The 20,014-nt window shown below is 66.0% G+C and carries 21 protein-coding genes and 1 pseudogene; 13 read left to right on the plus strand and 9 right to left on the minus strand.

Annotated features, from left to right (window positions below; genetic code table 11):
• Window positions 1-2: 2 nt before the first annotated feature.
• The 5 genes from ACESMO_RS09690 to ychF all read left to right on the plus strand — a co-directional run bounded on the left by ACESMO_RS09690 (window position 3) and on the right by ychF (window position 4,322).
• A complete protein-coding gene (locus ACESMO_RS09690) occupies window positions 3-1,088 on the plus strand; it encodes a hypothetical protein (RefSeq protein ID WP_372707955.1) in 1,086 nt (361 codons plus the stop codon).
• Window positions 1,089-1,216: 128 nt separating this feature from the next.
• The gene (locus ACESMO_RS09695) at window positions 1,217-1,915 is read left to right on the plus strand and encodes a 50S ribosomal protein L25/general stress protein Ctc (protein ID WP_372707956.1); all 699 of its coding nucleotides are present in this window, start codon (window positions 1,217-1,219) and stop codon (window positions 1,913-1,915) included.
• 78 nt (window positions 1,916-1,993) lie between these two features.
• Window positions 1,994-2,614 carry an aminoacyl-tRNA hydrolase gene (gene pth, locus ACESMO_RS09700; protein ID WP_372707957.1) on the plus strand — a complete coding sequence of 207 codons (621 nt, stop codon included), beginning with the start codon at window positions 1,994-1,996 and terminating at the stop codon, window positions 2,612-2,614.
• Between the two features lie 64 nt (window positions 2,615-2,678).
• Complete coding sequence (locus ACESMO_RS09705) at window positions 2,679-3,146, plus strand: copper chaperone PCu(A)C (protein ID WP_372707958.1); 468 nt, start codon at window positions 2,679-2,681, stop codon at window positions 3,144-3,146.
• Between the two features lie 78 nt (window positions 3,147-3,224).
• Window positions 3,225-4,322, plus strand: a complete 1,098-nt coding sequence (ychF, locus tag ACESMO_RS09710; protein ID WP_372707959.1) for a redox-regulated ATPase YchF — start codon at window positions 3,225-3,227, stop codon at window positions 4,320-4,322.
• Here ychF and ACESMO_RS09715 read toward each other — a convergent pair.
• Complete coding sequence (locus ACESMO_RS09715; RefSeq protein ID WP_372707960.1) at window positions 4,312-4,818, minus strand: hypothetical protein; 507 nt, start codon at window positions 4,816-4,818, stop codon at window positions 4,312-4,314. The two genes, ychF and ACESMO_RS09715, sit on opposite strands and share 11 nt — an antisense overlap.
• On the opposite strand from ACESMO_RS09715, the gene ACESMO_RS09720 reads away from it, so the two are divergent.
• Entirely contained in the window at window positions 4,817-5,212 is a 396-nt protein-coding gene (locus ACESMO_RS09720) for a hypothetical protein (protein ID WP_372707961.1), read from the plus strand. The genes ACESMO_RS09715 and ACESMO_RS09720 overlap by 2 nt on opposite strands.
• Before the next feature lie 72 nt (window positions 5,213-5,284).
• On the opposite strand, the gene ACESMO_RS09725 is transcribed toward ACESMO_RS09720, so the two are convergent.
• The gene (locus ACESMO_RS09725) at window positions 5,285-5,815 is read right to left on the minus strand and encodes a porin family protein (RefSeq protein WP_372707962.1); all 531 of its coding nucleotides are present in this window, start codon (window positions 5,813-5,815) and stop codon (window positions 5,285-5,287) included.
• 184 nt (window positions 5,816-5,999) lie between these two features.
• Window positions 6,000-8,690 carry a pyruvate, phosphate dikinase gene (gene ppdK, locus ACESMO_RS09730; protein WP_372707963.1) on the minus strand — a complete coding sequence of 897 codons (2,691 nt, stop codon included), beginning with the start codon at window positions 8,688-8,690 and terminating at the stop codon, window positions 6,000-6,002.
• A gap of 421 nt (window positions 8,691-9,111) precedes the next feature.
• Here ppdK and ACESMO_RS09735 point away from each other — a divergent pair, with 421 nt between their 5' ends.
• Together ACESMO_RS09735 and ACESMO_RS09740 are read left to right on the plus strand one after the other, a co-directional pair.
• A complete protein-coding gene (locus tag ACESMO_RS09735; RefSeq protein ID WP_372707964.1) occupies window positions 9,112-10,605 on the plus strand; it encodes a DEAD/DEAH box helicase in 1,494 nt (497 codons plus the stop codon).
• Window positions 10,606-10,878: 273 nt separating this feature from the next.
• Entirely contained in the window at window positions 10,879-11,535 is a 657-nt protein-coding gene (locus ACESMO_RS09740) for a hypothetical protein (RefSeq protein WP_372707965.1), read from the plus strand.
• A 70-nt stretch (window positions 11,536-11,605) separates the two neighbouring features.
• Here the strand turns inward: ACESMO_RS09740 and ACESMO_RS09745 are convergent.
• Window positions 11,606-11,851, minus strand: a pseudogene (locus tag ACESMO_RS09745) (helix-turn-helix domain-containing protein); the annotation flags it as partial.
• 138 nt (window positions 11,852-11,989) lie between these two features.
• Here ACESMO_RS09745 and ACESMO_RS09750 point away from each other — a divergent pair.
• Window positions 11,990-12,838, plus strand: a complete 849-nt coding sequence (locus tag ACESMO_RS09750) for a hypothetical protein (RefSeq protein WP_372707966.1) — start codon at window positions 11,990-11,992, stop codon at window positions 12,836-12,838.
• Window positions 12,839-13,003: 165 nt separating this feature from the next.
• Here the strand turns inward: ACESMO_RS09750 and ctrA are convergent, their stop codons facing one another.
• Window positions 13,004-13,717 carry a response regulator transcription factor CtrA gene (gene ctrA, locus ACESMO_RS09755; protein ID WP_372707967.1) on the minus strand — a complete coding sequence of 238 codons (714 nt, stop codon included), beginning with the start codon at window positions 13,715-13,717 and terminating at the stop codon, window positions 13,004-13,006.
• A 287-nt stretch (window positions 13,718-14,004) separates the two neighbouring features.
• On the opposite strand from ctrA, the gene ACESMO_RS09760 reads away from it, so the two are divergent.
• The 3 genes from ACESMO_RS09760 to ACESMO_RS09770 all read left to right on the plus strand — a co-directional run bounded on the left by ACESMO_RS09760 (window position 14,005) and on the right by ACESMO_RS09770 (window position 15,735).
• Window positions 14,005-14,361 (plus strand): chromosomal replication initiator DnaA, encoded by a 357-nt coding sequence (locus tag ACESMO_RS09760; RefSeq protein ID WP_372707968.1) that lies wholly within the window; start codon window positions 14,005-14,007, stop codon window positions 14,359-14,361.
• Window positions 14,358-15,065 (plus strand): DUF6456 domain-containing protein, encoded by a 708-nt coding sequence (locus tag ACESMO_RS09765; RefSeq protein ID WP_372707969.1) that lies wholly within the window; start codon window positions 14,358-14,360, stop codon window positions 15,063-15,065. Before ACESMO_RS09760 ends, ACESMO_RS09765 begins: the two co-directional genes overlap by 4 nt.
• Before the next feature lie 190 nt (window positions 15,066-15,255).
• Window positions 15,256-15,735 carry a hypothetical protein gene (locus tag ACESMO_RS09770; protein WP_372707970.1) on the plus strand — a complete coding sequence of 160 codons (480 nt, stop codon included), beginning with the start codon at window positions 15,256-15,258 and terminating at the stop codon, window positions 15,733-15,735.
• Between the two features lie 6 nt (window positions 15,736-15,741).
• On the opposite strand, the gene ACESMO_RS09775 is transcribed toward ACESMO_RS09770, so the two are convergent.
• The gene (locus ACESMO_RS09775; RefSeq protein ID WP_372707971.1) at window positions 15,742-16,167 is read right to left on the minus strand and encodes a SufE family protein; all 426 of its coding nucleotides are present in this window, start codon (window positions 16,165-16,167) and stop codon (window positions 15,742-15,744) included.
• 151 nt (window positions 16,168-16,318) lie between these two features.
• On the opposite strand from ACESMO_RS09775, the gene ACESMO_RS09780 reads away from it, so the two are divergent.
• Window positions 16,319-18,025, plus strand: a complete 1,707-nt coding sequence (locus ACESMO_RS09780) for a sensor histidine kinase (RefSeq protein ID WP_372707972.1) — start codon at window positions 16,319-16,321, stop codon at window positions 18,023-18,025.
• An 11-nt stretch (window positions 18,026-18,036) separates the two neighbouring features.
• Here ACESMO_RS09780 and flhB read toward each other — a convergent pair whose 3' ends face one another.
• From flhB to ACESMO_RS09795, 3 genes are all read right to left on the minus strand, one after another.
• Window positions 18,037-19,113: a flagellar biosynthesis protein FlhB gene (flhB, locus tag ACESMO_RS09785; RefSeq protein ID WP_372707973.1), complete on the minus strand. Its 1,077-nt coding sequence runs from the start codon at window positions 19,111-19,113 to the stop codon at window positions 18,037-18,039.
• Window positions 19,106-19,876, minus strand: coding sequence for a flagellar biosynthetic protein FliR (fliR, locus tag ACESMO_RS09790; protein WP_372707974.1), 771 nt, complete (start codon window positions 19,874-19,876; stop codon window positions 19,106-19,108). Before fliR ends, flhB begins: the two co-directional genes overlap by 8 nt.
• Before the next feature lie 21 nt (window positions 19,877-19,897).
• Window positions 19,898-20,014 (minus strand): transposase (locus tag ACESMO_RS09795; RefSeq protein ID WP_372707189.1); only part of this gene is annotated, 117 nt, incomplete at its 5' end.

A 20,014-nucleotide genomic window follows, 5' to 3' on the forward strand; every position in this document is an offset into this window, starting at 1 on the left:
GTATGCTTGAGGCTCATCTGCGTCGCGGCCTGTCGCTGGCCGCCCTCCTCGCCGCCGTCGTGCTGACGAGTTGCGCCACGCCAGAGCCCGAGCCCGTAGCCCCGCCGCCACCCCCTCCGCCCCCTCCTGCGGTCAGCCTCAACGAAGGCGTGGCCCAGGCCGCGGCGATATACGTCGCCTTCATGCGCGAGGTCGGCACGATCAAGGCTGGCTTCCCCGACGCGGAATCGATCCAGGCGGCAATCCGCAGGGGTGCCTCCTACGAACCGGCCCAGCTGTCGCGCGGCATGATCGCCTACGGCTCGATCCTGGCGCTGCAGTCGCCTGAGTTCGTCAGTGGTGTGCGCACGTTCGCCGTCGACCCCGCCATCCGCCAGGACGTGATCGGCAAGATCATCGCCGACCCCGCCTATGCCGCGAGCCTGCCCGGCGCGGACGCGGCAGCCGGCCTGATCGTCGAAACCATCGGTCGGGATTCGGCGGCCATGATGGTCATCGCCGAGGCGGTGGAAGGCGACGCCTACACCATCCAGGAGCGCAACGATCCCCGTCGCCGCTGGGCGACCGTGCACATCGCCGACCGCGTGACCCGGCTCGAAGGCGCCAAGTCTCTGTCGGCCCTTCGGATGCTGCCCTCAGCCGAGGAATCGGCCCGCCTGTTCGCAGCGGCCAACACCGGCTCCGGCCTGACCCTGACCCCGGCGCGCGCCGACGCGCCCTACACCCCCGCGGTCGTGCGATCGCTGGCCCTGGCCGCCTTGGCAGCTCTCGGTGCGGGCGGAGAGGATTCGCGGGCCAACACCGAGGCCCTGACGGTCGAGCAGAACAGCGAATTCTGCCTCAACATGTCCAAGCTGATGCTGTTCCAGTGCCTGGCGGCCTCTCGCCCCAGTTATGAGGACATGTTCTGCGTCGGGCGGCACGTGGCGCGCGATCTGGCCACCTGCACGGCCCAGAACATCACGCCCGCGCCGGTCGCGGCCTCGCCGACCGCCGTCGCGGGGGCGACGCCGCAACATTCGCCGGTGGCCGCCGAAGCCGCAGCGGCAACGACCTCCGCCACGACCGCGCTCGACGCCGTGCGTTAAAGGGCCGGTCGAGCGGTTGCGTCATGGCATGCTTGCGTGTAATAGCCCGCCCTCTTGAATTCGAGGGTTGATGACCCCGCCGCGTAGGCCCTGGTTGGCGCGGCGTTTCCGTTATTGAGGCGAGCCAGATGGCCGAGATCATTCTTAACGTCGATGTCCGTGATGGCGTCGGCACAGGTGGCGCCCGCGCCGCGCGTCGCGCGGGCATGGTCCCGGGCATCCTGTATGGCGGCGACAAGGCACCCGTCGCCATCTCGGTGAACGAGAAGGACTTCCGCAAGTCGCTCTATACCGGCAAGCTGCTGGGTCACCTGGTGACCTTGAAATACGGCACGGAAAGCCAGCCGGTCATCGCCCGCGACGTGCAGTTCGACCCCGTGTCGGATCTTCCGCTGCACTTCGACCTGATGCGCGTCGATGCGAAGCAGACGATCAAGATCGAGATCGCCGTGCACTTCATCAACCAGGACCAGTGCGAGGCCTTCCGTCAGGGCGGTTCGCTGGAAATCGTCCGTCACTCGGTCGAGGTAAAGGTCCGTGCGGATGACATCCCGGAAGACCTGATCGTCGACCTGGCCAACCACAAAATGGGCGACACGATCCGTTGGACTGATGTGAAGGGCACGGAAAACGTCGAGCCGACCATCACCGACCGTGACTTCGTGATCGCCTCCATCAAGACGTCTTCGGCCGCCATCTCGGCCGCCGCCGACGAGGCTCACGACGCCGAGGTCGCCGCTGAGGTCGCCGCCGAGGTCGAAGCCACCGCACAGGGCGACGCCGCCGAAGAGGGCGAAGCCGCCGCAGAAGACATCGTCGAGGGCTGATCGCATCTCGACAACCTGCTACTGGAACGGCCCCTTCCGGAAACGGACGGGGCCGTTTCCTTGTCCGGACCTAGCGCCATGATCATCATCGCCGGCTTGGGCAATCCTGGCCCCAAATACCAGGGCAACCGCCATAACATCGGTTTCATGGCCGTCGACGGGATCGCTCGCCGCTGGTCGTTCGGACCCGAGCGGGCGAAGTTCCAGTCGGTGATACGCGAGTGCGATGTCGAGACGCCGCAGGGGTCCGTCAAGGTCCTGCTGATGAAGCCCCAGACCTATATGAACGAGAGCGGCCGGGCGGTCGGCGAGGCAGCGCGTTTCTACAAGATCCAGCCGTCCGAGGTCATCGTCTTCCATGACGAGATCGACCTGGCCCCGGGCCGCTTCCGCATGAAGACCGGCGGCGGCGCCGCGGGCCAGAACGGAGTGCGCTCCATGATCAGCCAGGTCGGCGCCGACTTCAGACGGGCCCGCATGGGCGTGGGCCATCCGGGGGAGAGCCATCTGGTCATGCCGCACGTGCTGGGCGACTTCGCCAAGGCCGACCAGCCTTGGCTCGAGGCCATGCTGAACGCGGTCGCCGACGCCCTGCCCTTCGCCCTCGCCGGCGACGACGAGCGGTATCAGGCCGAGGTCATGCGCTTGGCCCCCGCCCCCAAATTCAGCCCCCGCCAGGCTGCGCAAAGAGGCGAATAGCCGCGCTTCCCTTTACGGGTCTTCGCCGTTAGCTGGACGCGATTTCCCGCAGGAGATGACCAGCATGATCCGCACTCTTGTTTCTCTTGCCGCCCTCGCCCTGCTTTCGGCCTGTCAGGGGAGCTCTGAGGACGACGTGAATGCCCCCGCCGAACCGGCAGTCTTAGCCGTCGAGGTCGCCGATGCCTGGTGCCGACCCACGCCGAACGGGGCCAGGGCCGGCGCCTGTTACGCGACGCTCAAGGCCACCGGGCGCGCCGACCGTCTGGTCGGCGTCTCGACGCCTGCCGCAGGCATGGCGATGATCCACATCATGTCGACCGAGGACGGCATGATGAAGATGAGCGAAGCCGAAGACGGCGTCGCCCTGCCGATCGATCAAGCGGTGACGCTGGCGCCTGGCGGCACCCACCTGATGCTGATGGACCTTAGGGGTCCGCTGGTCGAGGGGACGGTCATTGCGCTGACCCTGAACCTGTTCAGCGGCCCGGATGTGACGGTCCAGGCGCCGGTCCGCCGGCCCGCCGCCTGACCTCGCCGTGACGCGCGAGCCTGACAAACGGGTTTCGACCCGCTAAAGCCTCCCGCTCACGAGGAATCTCCCGAGCCCATGGCCCTGAAAGTCGCGATCGTCGGCCTGCCCAACGTCGGCAAGTCCACCCTGTTCAACGCCCTGACCAAAACGGCGGCGGCCCAGGCCGCCAACTACCCGTTCTGCACCATCGAGCCGAATACCGGCGACGTCGCCGTGCCCGAGCCGCGCCTCGACGTGCTGGCCGCCATCGCGGGCTCGAAAGAAATCATCCCGTCTCGGATCACCTTTCTGGACATCGCCGGCCTGGTGCGCGGTGCGTCCAAGGGCGAGGGCCTGGGTAATCAGTTCCTGGCCAACATCCGCGACTGCGACGCCGTGGCCTTTGTTTCACGCTGCTTCATCGACGACGACATTACCCATGTCGAGAACCGCATCGACCCCATCTCGGACCTCGAGATCATCGAAATCGAACTGATGCTGGCCGACCTCGAAAGCCTCGAGAAGCGGGTCGGCAACGTCGAGAAGAAGGCCAAGGGCGGGGACAAGGAGGCCCAGACCACGCTGCGCCTGATCAACCTGGCCCTCGCCCCCTTACGCGCCGGCAAGCCCGCTCGGGTGGTCAAGGTGGACAAGGAGGACGAGAAGGCCTGGCACATGCTCCAGTTGCTGACCTCCCTGCCCGCCCTCTATGTGTCTAATGTGGACGAAGGTTCGGCCGACAAGGGCAATGACCTGTCGGACCTCGTCGCCAAAAGGGCCGCCGAGGACAACGCCAAGTCGGTGGTCATCTCGGCCAAGATCGATTCCGAACTGGCCGTTCTGGACGCCGCCGAACAGGCCGAATTCCTTGAGAGCCTGGGTTTGGCCGAGCCCGGCCTGAACCGGCTGATCCGCGAAGCCTACGCCCTGCTGGGCCTGCAGTCCTACTTCACCGTAGGTCCCAAGGAAGCCCGCGCCTGGACCATCCACATCGGCGACACCGCGCCCCAAGCCGCGGGCGTGATCCACACTGATTTCGAGAAGGGCTTCATCCGCGCCGAGACCATCGCCTACGACGACTACGTCGCGCTGAAGGGCGAGGCCAAGGCCCGCGAGGCTGGAAAGCTCAGGGCCGAAGGCAAGAGCTATGTCGTCAAGGACGGCGACGTGATGAATTTCCTGTTCAACGGTTAGTGCCGGTCAAGGGCGTCGGGGTCGTGGTCGTGTCGGTCAGCGTCGTGCATTTGATCAGAGAAACCACGGCTCCGTCGCGGTTCAGCCATGTCAGGCGCATCGACTGCCCCTTTACCGCCATGCGCACCTGTTCTCGCGAGCTGACGCCCTCGGCCTCGCAGACGAGGGCCGCATCGTAGCCACCCTCGATCTGGGTGATCGACGAGATGGCGCAACTGTTCATGAAGCCTTCGAACCGGGTCGGCGTGATCTCGATCGGTCGCTCGGGTCCCCTTGCATAGGGGCACCAGTCGACGTCGGCGGCCCAGCGACCGACGAAGCTCTCTGGACCGCTGCCCGGCATGACGGTGCCCACGCCGGGAGGCGGCGCGGAGGGCGGAGCCGCCGCCTCGGGCGTGTCGATCGGCTTGGCCGGATTCGTAGGAGAGTTGGTTTTTTCAGAGCCGCAGCCAGCGACGAAAAGTAAGGCGAGCAGGGCTGGACGAAGGTTCGACATGGCGCATTCAACGCGCCGAAACCGCATCGGCTCCCCGACTCGCCTCGATCACGAAATCGCGGTCACGCTTGCATCCTTTGAAAGTATTTGCGACGCATTCGACTTTGTCGAGAACGGGGAGCAGAGCCCAATGGCTCAGAACACCAATCCTTGGTCGAAGCAGGTCGACCCGCTGGCGATGGACATAGCCGCCGTGCTCAAACGCATGGGAGGCTCGGCGCACCAGCGCGACGTTGTCCATTGCGTCGCCGCCATGAAACGACAGCGCGGCGAGGCCGTGGCTCAGGATCTGGCGGCGCGGATCGTTGAAGCGTTTGATCGCTATCGCGATCTGTTCTTCCGTCCGTTCGGCGAAGGGTCGATGCGCTGGGCCTTGCAGCCGGGCGTAGCCTGAACCTTACGTGCCGAAGACAGCGAAACCGCGCGCGCCGCATGGCGCGCGCCGTCTTCGTTTCAGACGTCGACTTTAGAAGCGGCGGACGTAGCTGAGGCCGTAGGTGTCCAGCTCGCCGCCGTTGTCGTCCTGGAAGTCGCGGCGGGTCCAGTCGGCGCGGACGCCGTTGCGACCGTCGAAGAAGTAGTTGGCGCCGGCGCCATAGTTGACGCTTTCGCCGTCTTCGCTCGCGCTGAAGCCCGCGACGTCGGTCTTGATCGAGGTCGTGCCGTAGCCGACACGGCCGAAGACTTCAAAGTTCGGGCTGATCGGCAGGGTGCCGACGACATAGGCTGCGGCGTCATATTCATGCTCCAGTGTGCCGTCGATGCCGCCGAACGAAACGTCCTCGTCCTTGACGCCGAACGAGGCCTCGCCCTCGACGCCGATGAAACGGCTGACCTTGGCATTCAGTCGGCCGGTGATCGCGCCGAGTTCGACGCCGTCGGCTTCCAGTTGGGTGTAGCCGATCGAGCCGGAGACCTGCGGAGCCGAGACGCTCTGGGCCATGGCCGGAGCAGCGAGCAGAGTAAGAGCTGCGGTCGCGAGAAGAAGGTTACGCATTGTTTCATGTATCCTCTAAATGTGGCGACCGACCGGCCGCCAACCCCATCCAGCGGGACACAAATGGCCCGACCGTCGTCCCGTTCCAGAGGCTTCCGGATACATTCCAACGACTGTGAGCGTAGAAGCACAGACTGCGTTCCTCCAAGCATGGCGGTTTCGTGGCCGATGCGATTACAGCAAATCACCGATCCTTTTCGCGCTCCGTGCCGGCACGCGCATGCAAGGCCGCCTGGGCGGCGGCGAGCCGGGCGATGGGCACGCGGTACGGGGAACAACTGACGTAGCTGAGTCCGACCTCTTCGCAGAAGGCGATCGAGGAGGGGTCGCCGCCGTGCTCGCCGCAGATGCCCATCTTGATCTCGGGACGCACCGCCCCGCCGCGTTCGGCGGCGATGCGGATCAGGTCGCCGACGCCTTCCTGGTCCAGACGCACGAAGGGGTCGGACTCGAAGATACCCTTGTCCATATAGGCCTGGAGGAACCGGCCAGAATCGTCGCGCGAGATGCCGAAGGTGGTCTGGGTCAGATCATTGGTGCCGAACGAGAAGAACTCGGCGTGCTCGGCCAGATCGCCGGCCCGAAGCGCGGCGCGGGGTAGTTCAATCATGGTGCCGACGAGGTACTCCACACGGTCGCCGGCTTCGTCAAAGACCGCCTCGGCGGTGCGGTCGGTCAGTTCGCGCAGGTATTTCATCTCCAGACCCATGGCGACCAAGGGGTGCATGATCTCGGGAATGGGGGCCTCCGCCGCCGTTTTCTTCACCTCCAGCGCGGCCTCGAGAATGGCCCGGACCTGCATCTCGTAGATCTCGGGATAGGCGACGCCGAGGCGACAGCCGCGGTGGCCGAGCATGGGATTGGTCTCGTGCAGCTCCCGGGCCCGGCGCTTCAGCTTGGCGGCGTCGAGACCGGAAGAGGCTGCGAGCGCGTCGATGTCGGCGTCGCTGTGCGGGATGAACTCGTGCAGAGGCGGGTCGAGCAGCCGCACCGTCACCGGCAGGCCGGCCATGATGGTGAACAGCTCGACGAAGTCGGCCTTCTGGAACGGGGCGATCTTGGCCAGCGCCGCTCGGCGCCCGGCCTCGTCGTCGGCGAGGATCATCTCGCGTACGGCGGCGATGCGTGCGTCGTCGAAGAACATATGCTCGGTCCGGCACAGGCCGATGCCTTCAGCGCCGAAGCCACGCGCGGTGCGGGCGTCCAGCGGGGTCTCCGCATTGGCGCGGACCTTCAGTCGGCGAACCGCGTCGGCCCAGGCCATCAGGGTCTGGAAGTCGCCGGTCAGCTCGGGCTCGATCATGGCGACTGCGCCGTCCAGCACCTCGCCCTTCGAGCCGTCGATGGTGATGATCTCGCCCGCCTTGAACACGCGACCCCGCGCCGTGAAGGTCCCGGCCCTGTCGTCGATGTGGATTTCCCCCGCGCCGGAGACGCAGGGCCGACCCATGCCGCGCGCCACGACGGCCGCGTGGCTGGTCATGCCGCCTCGCGCTGTGACGATTCCACGCGCCGCGTGCATGCCGTGGATGTCCTCGGGCGACGTCTCCTCGCGCACCAGGATGACCGCATCGCCCAGCTGGCTGATGCGCTCGGCCTCGTCGGCGTTGAAGACGATCTTGCCGGTGGCGGCTCCTGGCGAAGCGGGCAAGCCCGCAGCGACGACCGAGCGGGCCGCGTTCGGGTCCAGGGTCGGGTGCAACAGCTGGTCCAGAGCCGAAGGATCGACGCGGGTGATGGCTTCTTCCTGCGAGATCAAACCTTCGGCGGCGAGATCGACGGCGATCTTGAGAGCCGCCTTCGCGGTGCGTTTGCCGTTGCGGGTCTGTAGCATCCAGAGCCGGCCCTGTTCGACCGTGAACTCGATGTCCTGCATGTCGCGGTAGTGGCTTTCCAGACGGTCGACGACGCCGACGAATTCGGCGAAGACGACGGGCATGGCTTCTTCCATCGACGGGGCGGTCTCGCCCATCTCTTCCCGGCCCGCGTTGGTCAGCGACTGGGGCGTGCGGATGCCGGCGACGACGTCCTCGCCCTGGGCGTTGATCAGGAATTCGCCATAAAGCCTGGCTTCGCCCGTCGAGGGATTGCGGGTGAAAGCGACGCCGGTGGCCGAGGTCTCGCCCATATTGCCGAACACCATAGACTGGACGCTGACCGCCGTGCCCCAGCTCTCGGGGATGTCGTGCATGCGGCGATAGAATTTGGCCCGATCGTTCATCCAGCTGGCGAAGACGGCGGACACGGCGCCCCACAGCTGATCCTGCGGATCCTGCGGGAAGGCGTGACCGAGGCGATCCTCGACCACAACCTTGTAGTCGCCGACGACCTTTTCCCAGTCCTTCGCAGTCAGGTCGGTGTCGATGGTGACGCCGAGGCGATCCTTGTGATCGTCCAGCACCTCCTCGAAGTCGTCGTGCGAAAGGCCGAGCACGACGCTGGAGTACATGGTGATGAAACGTCGATAGCTGTCGAAGGCGAAGCGGCGGTCGCCGGACAGGGCGGCCAGACCCTCGACCGTCTGGTCGTTGAGGCCGAGATTCAGGACCGTATCCATCATCCCCGGCATGGAGGCGCGTGCGCCTGAGCGGACACTGACCAGCAGCGGGTTCGAGGCGTCGCCGAAGGTCTTGCCGACGACCTGCTCGACCTTTTTCAGTCCGGCGGCGACCTGTTCGGCCAGGACGTCGGGATAGGTCTGGCCTTTGGAATAATAGTGGACGCAGGCTTCGGTCGTGATGGTGAAGCCCGGGGGGACGGGCAGGCCGAGCGAGGACATCTCGGCCAGGTTCGCGCCCTTGCCCCCCAGCAGGTTCTTCATCGACGCATCGCCGTCGGCGGAGCCCCCGCCAAAGCCGTACACCCACTGAGTCATCGCATAGCCCCTGAGCCTGTCGCGTCGTCCGGCCTGACTAACGTGCTGCGCCCGCGAAGGCGAGGCCGGGGCTGTAACAAACCGTGAGCAGGTGTGTCGGTTCCGGCTGGCCGCTCCCCCTCGCCTTGACTTGGCCGCAGTTGACGCCCATTTGACCTTGCATCGCACCAATTGCGATTTCCGGCGTCTCCAGCGCGTGTGGACCTCCCAAGTGGAAGTCTGACTGTAGAAGCCGCCGGCTCCTCAAGATTCATTCGCTGCCCGGACACGCGGGGCGGCGCCCGATCCACCCGGTATCGCAATTTCGCGAGCCGGACTGGCGGTGCGCTGTTCTGGCGCGCGTCGGGTCGAGAAGGCGGAGCCTTCTGACCGCGCGCCCACAAGAAGGCGCGCTGCCGCATACGCGAAAGACACCCGCTCCATGAGCAAGACATTCGACACCTTCGGCCTGAATCCGGCCCTGCTGCAGGCGCTGGCCTCCGAAGGCTACTCCATCCCCACCCCGATCCAGGCCCAGGCCATCCCTGACGTCATGGCCGGCAAGGACCTGCTGGGCATCGCCCAGACCGGCACCGGCAAGACTGCGGCCTTCGCCCTGCCGATCCTGCATCGCCTGGCCGCCAACCGCGTCGCGCCCAAGCCGCGCACCACGCGCGTCCTGATCCTGTCGCCGACCCGCGAACTGGCCAGCCAGATCGCCGAGAGCTTCAAGACCTATGGCCGTCACCTCGGCTTCAAGGTCGCCGTGGTCTTCGGCGGCGTGAAATACGGCCCGCAGGAGCGCGCCATTCAGGCCGGTCTCGACGTCCTCGTCGCCACCCCCGGCCGGCTGCTCGACCACATGCAGCAGAAGACGCTGGACCTGTCCTGCACCGAAATCTTCGTCCTCGACGAGGCCGACCAGATGCTGGATCTCGGCTTCGTCAAGCCGATCCGCCAGATCGTCAGCCGCATCCCGGCCATGCGCCAGAATCTGTTCTTCTCGGCCACCATGCCGACCGAGATCGGCAAGCTGGCGGGCGAACTGCTCAAGGACCCGGTCAAGGTGTCTGTGACGCCCCAGGCCACCACGGTCCAGCGCATCAGCCAGTCGATCATCCACATCGAACAGGGCCGCAAGCGCGCCCTGCTGACCGAGATGTTCAGCGATCCGACCTATACTCGCTGCCTGGTCTTCACCAAGACCAAACACGGCGCCGACAAGGTCGCGGCCTATCTGGAAGCCGGCGGCGTCGAAGCCGGTGCCATCCACGGCAACAAGAGCCAGCCCCAGCGTGAACGCACCCTGGCCGCCTTCAAGGCCGGCAAGCTGCGCGTTTTGGTCGCCACCGACATCGCCGCCCGCGGCATCGACGTCGACGGCGTTTCGCACGTGCTGAATTTCGAGCTGCCCTTCGTGCCGGAAGCCTATGTCCATCGCATCGGCCGGACCGCCCGCGCGGGCGCCGACGGCACCGCCATCAGCTTCGTCGCCGGCGACGAGATGAAACTGCTGCGCGACATCGAGAAGGTCACGCGTCAGAAGATCCCGGCCACCGACCGCCGCAACGACAAGTCGCTTGCCCTGCTGGACCAGTCGATCATGGCCGCCGGCGTCGGCACCAAGGCGACGATGCCCGACCGCGAGGAGCGTCCCCGGGGCGAGCACCGCAACCGCAATCCGCGTCGCGACGGCGTCAAGCTGGAGGGCGGCGGGCAACCGCACCGCGTCCGCAAGCCCGGTCCGGGCCGCGACGCCCGCCCGACGCCCGAGCGGGCGTTCGATCCGATGGCGCGCGAGCGGCCGCGCACCAGCAACAACGACCCGCGCCACTCGTCCACGCCCTCCGTGGCAAAACCCGACGGCGAGATCAAGCGCCGCCCCCGCAGCCGTCGCCCGTCCAACGGCGGCAAGGGCTACGTCGCCAAGGGTTGAGGTCTGGGAAGACCCGATCACATAAGCGCCCGCCGGAGCGATCCGGCGGGCGTTGTCGTTTTGGGGGAACCGGGTTCACGGCCTGCGGGATGCCGGTCTGCCCAGGGCGTTCTGAACGGCAACGCGCAGCGTGGGCTGACCGTCGGGTACATTCCGTGTCCGGAACAAGTCGGCCGGTACCAGCCTCCGTTCACCGAAAAGTGGGGGAACAAGCGCGGGGCGATGCGCCTTTCAACATCGCCCCCTCAACCCAACTCAGCACTGGACCACCTCATGACCAGGACAACGACCCGGCTGTTCGACAGCCACTCCGAAGCCGTTCAGGCCGTCGAAGATCTGGAGCGCTCCGGCATTTCCCACGACCGCATCAGCCTAGTCTCCAATAACGCCGACGAGTCCCATCGCCCGGGAGAGAATCCCAGCTGGGATGCGTCCGGCCACCTCGGCGACCACGACGGGGACGGTGACAACGACGTCGCCGAGGGTGCCGGCAAGGGTGCCGCCGCGGGTGGTTTGCTGGGTGGCGGGACGGGCCTGCTGGTCGGGCTGGGTCTGCTGGCGATCCCAGGCGTCGGCCCCGTCGTCGCCGCCGGCTGGCTGGCGTCCACCGCCGCTGGAGCCGCGGTCGGCGCCGTTGCTGGCGGTGCCACCGGCGGCTTGCTAGGTGCCATGACGGACGCAGGCCACTCCGACGAGGAAGCCCATGTCTATTCCGAAGGCGTGCGTCGCGGCGGCTCCTTGGTCAGCGTCAAAGCCGACGATGGCGACGCCGACCGGATTGAACAGGTGCTGAATGGTCGTCGCGGCGTTGATGCCTCCACCCGGGGAGACGCCTACCGCCAATCGGGCTGGGACCGTTTCGATCCCGACGCCCAACCCATGTCGCGCGACGAGATCGCGCGCGAACGGCAGATGTACCAAATATACTGACGAAGCGATGAGACGGAACGCCCGCCGGATCGCTCTGACGGGCGTTTCCTTGTGTCGATTTTCGACCGGCTCAGGCGGCGGCGCTGACCGGGGGCGGAGCCGAGTTTTCCGACGGGTCGCGCAGCACATAGCCGCGGCCCCAGACGGTCTCGATATAGTGTTTGCCGCCGGCGGCCGTCGCCAGCTACTTGCGCAGCTTGCAGATGAAGACGTCGATGATCTTCAGCTCGGGCTCGTCCATGCCGCCGTACAGGTGATTGAGGAACATTTCCTTGGTCAGGGTGGTGCCCTTGTGGAGCGAGATTAGCTTCAGCATACTGCACAGGCAAGAATCTTCCTCCGCCAGAAAAACAACAAGAGGTCGCCTGACTGAAAACGTGCCCGTCTCTGAATTCCTGAGGCTGGCACGTTTGTCACCGCCATGAGCCCAATCTCAACTGTCCTTGCCATTTCAATGCTTTTTTCCCTCGCGCCCATTGAAAAACGCGCTGAGGACGAGGCAATGACTCTCCAGAGCGCCACTGCAAACGCCGAATTATGTCGGGGCGGGCCGTCGAGACTCGCCGGCTCTTCAGTATATTGCTTAAAAGGCTCACTCGACTCAACGAGTGCTGAATCCTTCAGTGAATTGGCTTCGGATATTTCAGTTCTGGTTGTTGACAGCTACGGCGGCAATACGCGCGCTACAATGCGAATTGCCCGGCTGATCTACGACAACGACATTGACGTGATCATCGAGGGACAATGCTTCTCGTCATGCGCCAATTATATACTGCCTGCGGCAAGCGGTCGTCTTACCGTGCTACCCGGATCTTTCATTGGGCTCCACGGCAGCCCGCCTCGAGACCATTTCAGATTCGTGGAAAGCTATCTGTCTCAGCAGGGACTCTCCAAGGAAGATATTCGGACCGATCCGAATCTATACTTCGGTATCGTTGCAAAATTTGCCAATCATATCGAGAATGAAATCATTCCCGAAGTAGAATTCTTTGCACACGTCTTGGTTCCAGAAACTTATCTTACTCGTTTCACTGCTATTTCTCGCGCCGCCCACGAGCTTGAAGACGAAATTTGCTCTCCCAAGCGAGGAGTGATGCTCGTAGTTGGCCCGTCTTATCTCGAGGCAGTGAGAATTAGAACACGATACTTTTGGTGGCCTGAAAACACGGACCAGATATTTAATGTGATTGGAGATTACAAGTCTGATTATTCTGTGATTGTAGATGGCGATTCTTACCTGAGCTGGTCGCTCGGGACTGGTGCTCTTCAGCCTGGTCAATGTTCATTTGGTGAGCATTTGTAAGAAACGCACGCTATCCGACCCTGCCCTACGTGACGCAAGATAAAGATCGTTCTGTTTGAACGCAGCGAGAACTCGGCACAACCGGCGTGGTCGTCATTATAGAGTACGCTAACGCCCGCCGGATCGCTCCGGCGGGCGTTCACACGTATTCGATTTTCGACCGGCTCAGGCGGCGGCGCTGACCGGGGCCGGGGCGGTGTTTTCCGTCGGGTCGCGCAGCACATAGCCGCGGCCCCAGACGGTCTCGATGTAATGTTTGCCGCCGGCCGCCGTCGCCAGCTTCTTGCGCAGCTTGCAGATGAAGACGTCGATGATCTTCAGCTCGGGCTCGTCCATGCCGCCGTACAGGTGGTTGAGGAACATTTCCTTGGTCAGGGTGGTGCCCTTGCGCAGCGAGAGCAGCTCCAGCATCTGGTATTCCTTGCCCGTCAGATGGACGCGGTGGCCGTGCACCTCAACCGTCTTGCCATCCAGGTTCACGGCGATCTCGCCGGTGTGGATGATGGCCTGGGCGTGACCCTTGGAGCGGCGGACCACGGCGTGGGTGCGCGCGATCAGCTCGTCCTTGTGGAAGGGCTTGGTCATATAGTCGTCGGCACCGCCGCCGAAGGTCTTGACCTTGGTTTCGATCTCGGAAGAGCCCGACAGGATCATCACCGGCGTGTTGACCTTGCCGACGCGCAGCTGGCGCAGCACCTCGAGGCCATTCATGTCCGGCAGGTTAAGGTCCAGCAGGATCAGGTCGTAATCATAGATCTTGCCCAGATCGATGCCCTCTTCGCCGAGGTCCGTCGTGTAGACGTTGAAGCCTTCTGACTTCAGCATCAACTCGATGCTTTGCGCGGTCGCATGATCGTCTTCAATAAGCAGAACGCGCATTGATGCCCCTCCAGGCGAAGCTTGGCCTCAAATATGGCTCACCGGTTTCCGGGTAACCTTGTTCGAACGTTAACCGCCGAAAAACTTAAGAAGGGTTAACATCCTTCCATTGAGACGAATCGTAGGCTGATTTGCGAATCGGCGTCGATAGCCACGAGTCAACCAGACGCATTTTATTGATCCTGTTGCGATCGCGGCCCCGGCGAACGGCATCCCTGCGTCCGATTCAGACGCGGCATGGACATATATTCCTATGATCGAAATCGATCGACATAGGGAGCAAGGCCTTGGATGAAGCGTATCGCGTGCCGGTGAACACCGGCGACCGGATCAAGGCGGGGCTGGCGCTCCAGCTGGTCGCCGCGGCGACCGGGGTGCCGGTCGAAGCGATGGTCGCGCGGATTCGCCCGAAGGGTCCGGCCTGCAAGGCGCGATGGCTCGCCATGTACCTGGCCTATGTCACCTTCGGCTGGCCGATCGACCGTGTCGGCCATGCCTTCGGCCTGAACCGGGCCACGGCGGCAGCGGCCTGTCGCTGGGCCGAGGACGAACGCGACCGCGCATCGCTGGACGCCCTGCTGGAACGGCTGGAACGCTGCGCGCGCGACGCGCTGGCCGGACCCCGATGGGAGCCGTCGGCATGACCGATCTGGGACGGGCGCGGCGGCTGCTGGCCCGGCAAGGCGGATGGCTGGAGGCGATGGGGACCGGCTATGCACTGCGCGTGGGGCGCGACCGGCGCGCGCGGGTTATGACGACCATTGACGAGGCCGCGTTCCGCGCCCTGGCGGAGGACCCCGGCCTGAGGTCAAGGCCCGGCGGCGGCTGGAGGGCGCGCCCACGGGCCGCCACGCCGGAGGCCGCCGATCGGGCCGGGCGGCCGGGAACGATGGACGGCGCCCTGAGCGTCATGGAGGCGGACGGACGCGCCGTCACGCGGCGAGCCAATGTTGCGCGATCGGCCGTCGCGTGGCTGGCGGGGCGGCGGGACGCGGACGGCAGGCCATGGCTGAACCCGGCCGAGGTCGCTGCGGCCGAACGACTGGGCGCGGACGCCGAGGTGGCTTTGAAGGGACCGTCCCTGACCATGCGATGGGACGCCCTGCCCCGCTCGGAGGGAGTTTCGGCGGCGCGCATGGAGCCCGGCGACCGGGCCCTAGCCGCGAGCCGACGGGTCGAGACCGCCTTGGCGGCCTGTGGCTCGGCGCGCGAGATGGTGGACCGGATATGTGTCCGCGCAACCGCCCTTCAGGCGGCGGAAGAGGGCCTGGGTCTGCGCCGCCGCGAGGGGAAGGTCCTGCTGAAGGCAGGATTACAGGCTTTGGCCGCCCACTATCGTATCGGGTGAACGACGGAACGCGCTCGCGCCACATTACAGTCTCGTAACTTTTTCCGGGGGTTCGTCGCCCCTAAGGTCGGACCAGCGCGCGCTTCTTCGGGGGCGCGTTCTTGCGTTGGGTTCGGCGACTGTACCGACCCACAGTTGGGGATGTGTCTTGAAGGCATTGTGTTGCTTCGCTCTGGCGTCGGCGTTGGCGTTGGTCCCCACCCCCCCGGCGACGAGCCAGGACATCTTTGGCGGCTTCGTCCTGGCGAAGGTGTGCCTGCCCTATGCCAGCCGCGCCCAGAGCTTCGAAACCACCATCAAGGCCGCACGCGACATGGAATTCCGTCTCCCGACGGACGCGCCCCCGATTCCCGACTGGGCGTCTGAAATCGAACTGGTGTCCAGGGACGGGGCCTGGTGGGTCACGTTTGGCGAGAACACGGTCATGCAAGGCGAGCGCGAGGTCTATGCCGTCCGCTGTTCGATCCGGTCGAAGCGCGCAAGCGCGCGCGAGCTCGGCGCGGCCGCTGGCATGGTTTTGCGCAGAAACGAGAACTGGACGGCCGCGGATCCCGACACACGTCGATGGACCCGCCGCCTCACGCGGCCCGACGCGATCTCGCTGAATGTCGACGTCGAGGACACGGGTGACGGTCGTCCGACGCTGTCGGCGACGGGTTCATATCACTAGGCCTGCTCAGCCCGCCGCCAGGGCGGCTTCGCGGATGCGGCCGACCATGCTGTTCAGTCCGTTGGCGCGTTGCCGCGTCAGGGCCGAGGGCAGGCCGAGGCGATCGAGCGCCGCGCGAGCGTCGAAACCAAGAATCTCGGACGGGGTTCGTCCCGAATAGAGTTTCAGCAACAGGGCGATGTTGCCCTTGGCCAGCGCGCTGTCGCTGTCGGCCAGCAAGTTCAGGCGGTCCCCGCGGCGGCGCACGGCCAGCCAGACCTGGGCGGCACAGCCCGGGACCTTGTTGGCCTCGGCCCGGTCGGAGTCATCCAGCGGCGCCAGACCCTTGCCCAGATCGATGACATATTCGATCCGGCCTTCCCAATCGCCGAGAAGGTCGAATTCCTCGACCAGTTCAGCCAGGGTGTCGTCGATGGAGGCCGCGTCGCTCATCTTCGCCAAATAGGACCGACAGGCGACAACGACAACCGCAAGAGACAATCCCCTCAGACGGGTGCGAGCTTTGGGCGACTCGCCCCCCCGGCTAGGCTATCTTGCCGGGCCGCTCCCGTCCGGCATCAACCCATCCGGCATGCCAGCGCATTTGAACTCCACCGACCGCCCAGACCCGAAATCTGCAACCGAGACCGCGACCGGAACCCTTCCGGCCCGCGACCGGCCGGGGCTGGCCGCCTGGCATGCGGGCTGGGCGGTCGCGGCCGCTTTGCTGGCGCTGGGCGGGCGCTGGCTGGGGGACATCGACGGGCCGGTCTTCTACGCCGTGCTGGCCATGGTCATTCCCGGTCTGACGGGACTGGGCCTGCTGCAACGCGACGGCGGCAATCAGAGGACCGCCTTGCTGGCTGTGTGGGGCCTGGCCGCGCTTCTGGCCGCCGCGCTTTCCGGCGGGTTGACGGGACCGCTGGCCGGCTTTGTCTTCCTGCCCCTCGCCGCCGGACTGGCACTGGGCGGCCACAGACCGGTCCAGGCCGGCGCGGCCGGGGTCGCGGTCGCGGCTCTGGCGGGCCTCTCCTCCGTCTGGCTGGTGGGTTCGGGTCCTCACATGCCCGTACTCGCCGCCCTTTCGGCGGTCCTGACCGCTGCGGCGGCCTCTCTTGCCGTGGGCCTGTCGTGGCGGCAACGCGAGACACGTCTGGCGACGGCCGAGGCCGAGGCCGCGCGCGTCGAGGCACTGCTCGCCGCCCAGCCGGGCCTGACCCTGGTGCTTGAAGCGTCGGGACGCGTCGTGGCCGCCTATGGCGCGCCGCCCGCGACCCTGCCGGTCGACCCGCTGTTCGAGACGGGACTGATCGCCGCCGTCCACGCGCCGGACCGGCCTCGCCTTCTGGCCGCCATGGAGCGCGCGGCCCAGGGCCATGACGCCTCGGCCGCGTTTGCGCCCCGGCTGGCGCTAGACCGCCGAATCCAGCTCATCCTGCGACGGCTCGACGACCCTTCCGCCGCCGCGCCCCGCCTGATCGCCCAGGCCTTCGACGCCACCTCCCAGTACGCGCGCGAACTGGGGCTGGACACGGCCCGGGTCGAGGCGGAAGCGCGCGAAGCCGGCAAGACCCGTTTCCTGGCCAATATGAGCCACGAACTGCGCACGCCCCTGAACGCGGTCATCGGCTTCTCGGACATCATGCGCCAGCGCCTGTTCGGCCCCATGCCCGAGCGCTACGCCGCCTACGTCGAAGACATCCATGAGGCCGGCGGCCACCTGCTGGATTTGATCAACGACGTGCTGGACGTGTCCAAGATCGAGGCTGAGCGCTACGTGCTGACGCTGGAGCGGTTCGACGCTCGCGAGACGGTTTCAGCCGCCATTGCCCTGGTGCGGGTCAACGCCGACGACAAGGGCGTGTCCCTGTCCGGCGTGCTACCCGCCGAAATCGTCGAGGTGGCGGCGGACAAACGCGCCCTGAAGCAGATCGCGCTGAACCTGCTCTCCAACGCGGTGAAATTCACGCCGCCGGGCGGGGCGGTGACGGTCGCGGTCGAGGCCATAGGCCCCTATCTGGAGATCGTCGTCGCCGACACCGGCATCGGCATAGCGCCAGAGGACGTGCGCCGCCTGGGCCGCCCTTTCGAACAGGCCGGAGAGATCGAGCAGCGCCGCCAGGGCACGGGCCTGGGTTTGTCGCTGGTGCGCGCCTTGAGCGAACTGCACGGCGGACGGATGAGCATCGACTCCACCCTGGGCGAAGGTACCGCTGTGACCGTGCGCATGCCGGTCGCCCAGGTCGCCCGGGCACCGGCGCCCGAGGGCGGCGCCGAGATCATACCCATGCCGGTGTCGGGCGGAAACTAGGGCGGGCTGGTCTACCCCCTCTTCCGCTTCTGCATGACGAAGCCGATGACCTTGGCGGCGGCTTCGAAATGCTCGCGCGGTATAGTCTCGTCGACCCCGACCACGGCGTAGAGGGCGCGGGCCAAAGGGACGTTCTCGACGATCGGCACGGCGTGCTCGCGGGCCACCTCTCGGATGCGCAGGGCCAGGGAGTCGACCCCCTTGGCGACGCAGATCGGCGCGCCGTCGCCCTTGTCCGGGTCGTAGCGCAGGGCCACGGAATAGTGCGTCGGGTTGGTGACGATGACGGTGGCGGTGGGCACGTTCTGCATCATCCGCTGGCGACTGCGCTGGGCGCGGATCTGCTTCAGCTTGGCCTTGACGTGCGGGTCGCCCTCGGACTGTTTGTAGTCTTCCTTGAGCTCTTCCATGGTCATCTTCATCCGCTCGGCGAAGCGGTGGCGCTGCCACACATAATCGGCCCCGGCGGCGAAGCCGAGGAAGATCAGGGCCGCGCCCATCAGCGCTATGGCCAGGTCGCGGGCGAACGGCAGGATGGACGCGGGCGACATGGCCGCCAGATTCTGGAGCTCGCTCGCATGCGGCGCGAGCACGAACCAGCAGGTGACGCTGACGGCCAGCAGCTTGAGCAAGGTCTTGATGAACTGGAAGATGCCGTCCGGCCCGAACAATCGCTTGAAACCGGCGATCGGATTCACCTTGGACCAGTCGGGCTTCAGCTTTTCGCCGGTGAAGATCAGGCCGGACTGGGCCAGATTACCGCCCGCCCCGCCCAGGATGGTGGCCAGCATGACCGCCCCGAGGAAGGGGGTGATGGCCCACAGCGCCTGAGCCCCGATCTCGACCCCCGCGCCCGCGCGCAGACCGCCGAGCATGGTGTGGGGCGAGGCGATGAAGGGCAGCAACTGTTCGGCCATGGCGTTGGCGAACCCGCCTCCGGCCAGCAGCACGACGGCCGCCGCCCCCATCAGGCTGAGGGCCGAGGCGACATCGGGTGATTTGGCGACGTCGCCCTTCTTGCGCGCGTCCGCGAGTTTTCGCGGTGTGGCCTCTTCTGTCTTGGATTCGGGATCGGGAGTGTCAGCCACCCGCGCCTCCGACGAACAGCCGGGCCAGGGCGCGATAGCGGTCGATGAAGACCGTCCCCAGCACACCCAGCGACAGGGCGAAGACCGACAGGCCCAGGATGACGCTGAGCGGGGCGGCGGCGAAGAAGACCTGGAACTGCGGCATGACGCGGCCGACCAGGCCCGAGGCCAGGTTGAAGATCAGGGCGAAGACAAGGACCGGGGCCGAAAGCTGGACCCCCAGCATGAAACTGTCCCCGAGGGTGCGGATGGCCAGGGTGGCGAAGTCGCCGGTGATCAGCGGCCGGGCCGGCGCGATCAGCTCATAGGAGCCGACCAGCCCGGCGATGAAAAGGTGATGGGTGTTGGTGGCGAAGATCAGGGCCGTGCCCAGCAGTAGCAAGAAGGCGGAGATGGTAGTGCCCGGCTGGGCCTGCATCGGATTGGCGGTCTGGGCGAAGGCCAGGGTGGTCTGCAGCGAGACGATCTCGCCCGCGGTCGTCAGGGCGGTGGTGAAGCTGCGCAGCAGGGCGCCGATCATCAGGCCGACCACGACCTCGCGGATTATCCATCCCGCCATGGCGCCCACGGTGGCCGGGAGCGCGGGGAGGACCCCGCCAATCACCGGCCATAACGCCAGCGACACGACCAGGGCCAGCGACAGGCGGATGCGCGGCGGCACATAGCTCTCGCCAATCCCGGGAATGAGCATCAGCACCGCGCCGATCCGCGCGAAGATCAGCGCGCCCTGCCAGACCTGATCGGCGGTGGCGTAGGGCTCCACCTAGGCTCAGGACTCATTGCGTCATAGCCAGAAGATGACGGTTGCGGCGATGGCGATGGCGGACATGAAGGTGTGTGCGCATCGGTCGTAGCGGGTATGGATGCGTCGCCAGTCCTTGAGCCTGCCGAACATGTTCTC

The organism is Brevundimonas sp., assembly GCF_041688735.1.
Taxonomy (GTDB): domain Bacteria; phylum Pseudomonadota; class Alphaproteobacteria; order Caulobacterales; family Caulobacteraceae; genus Brevundimonas.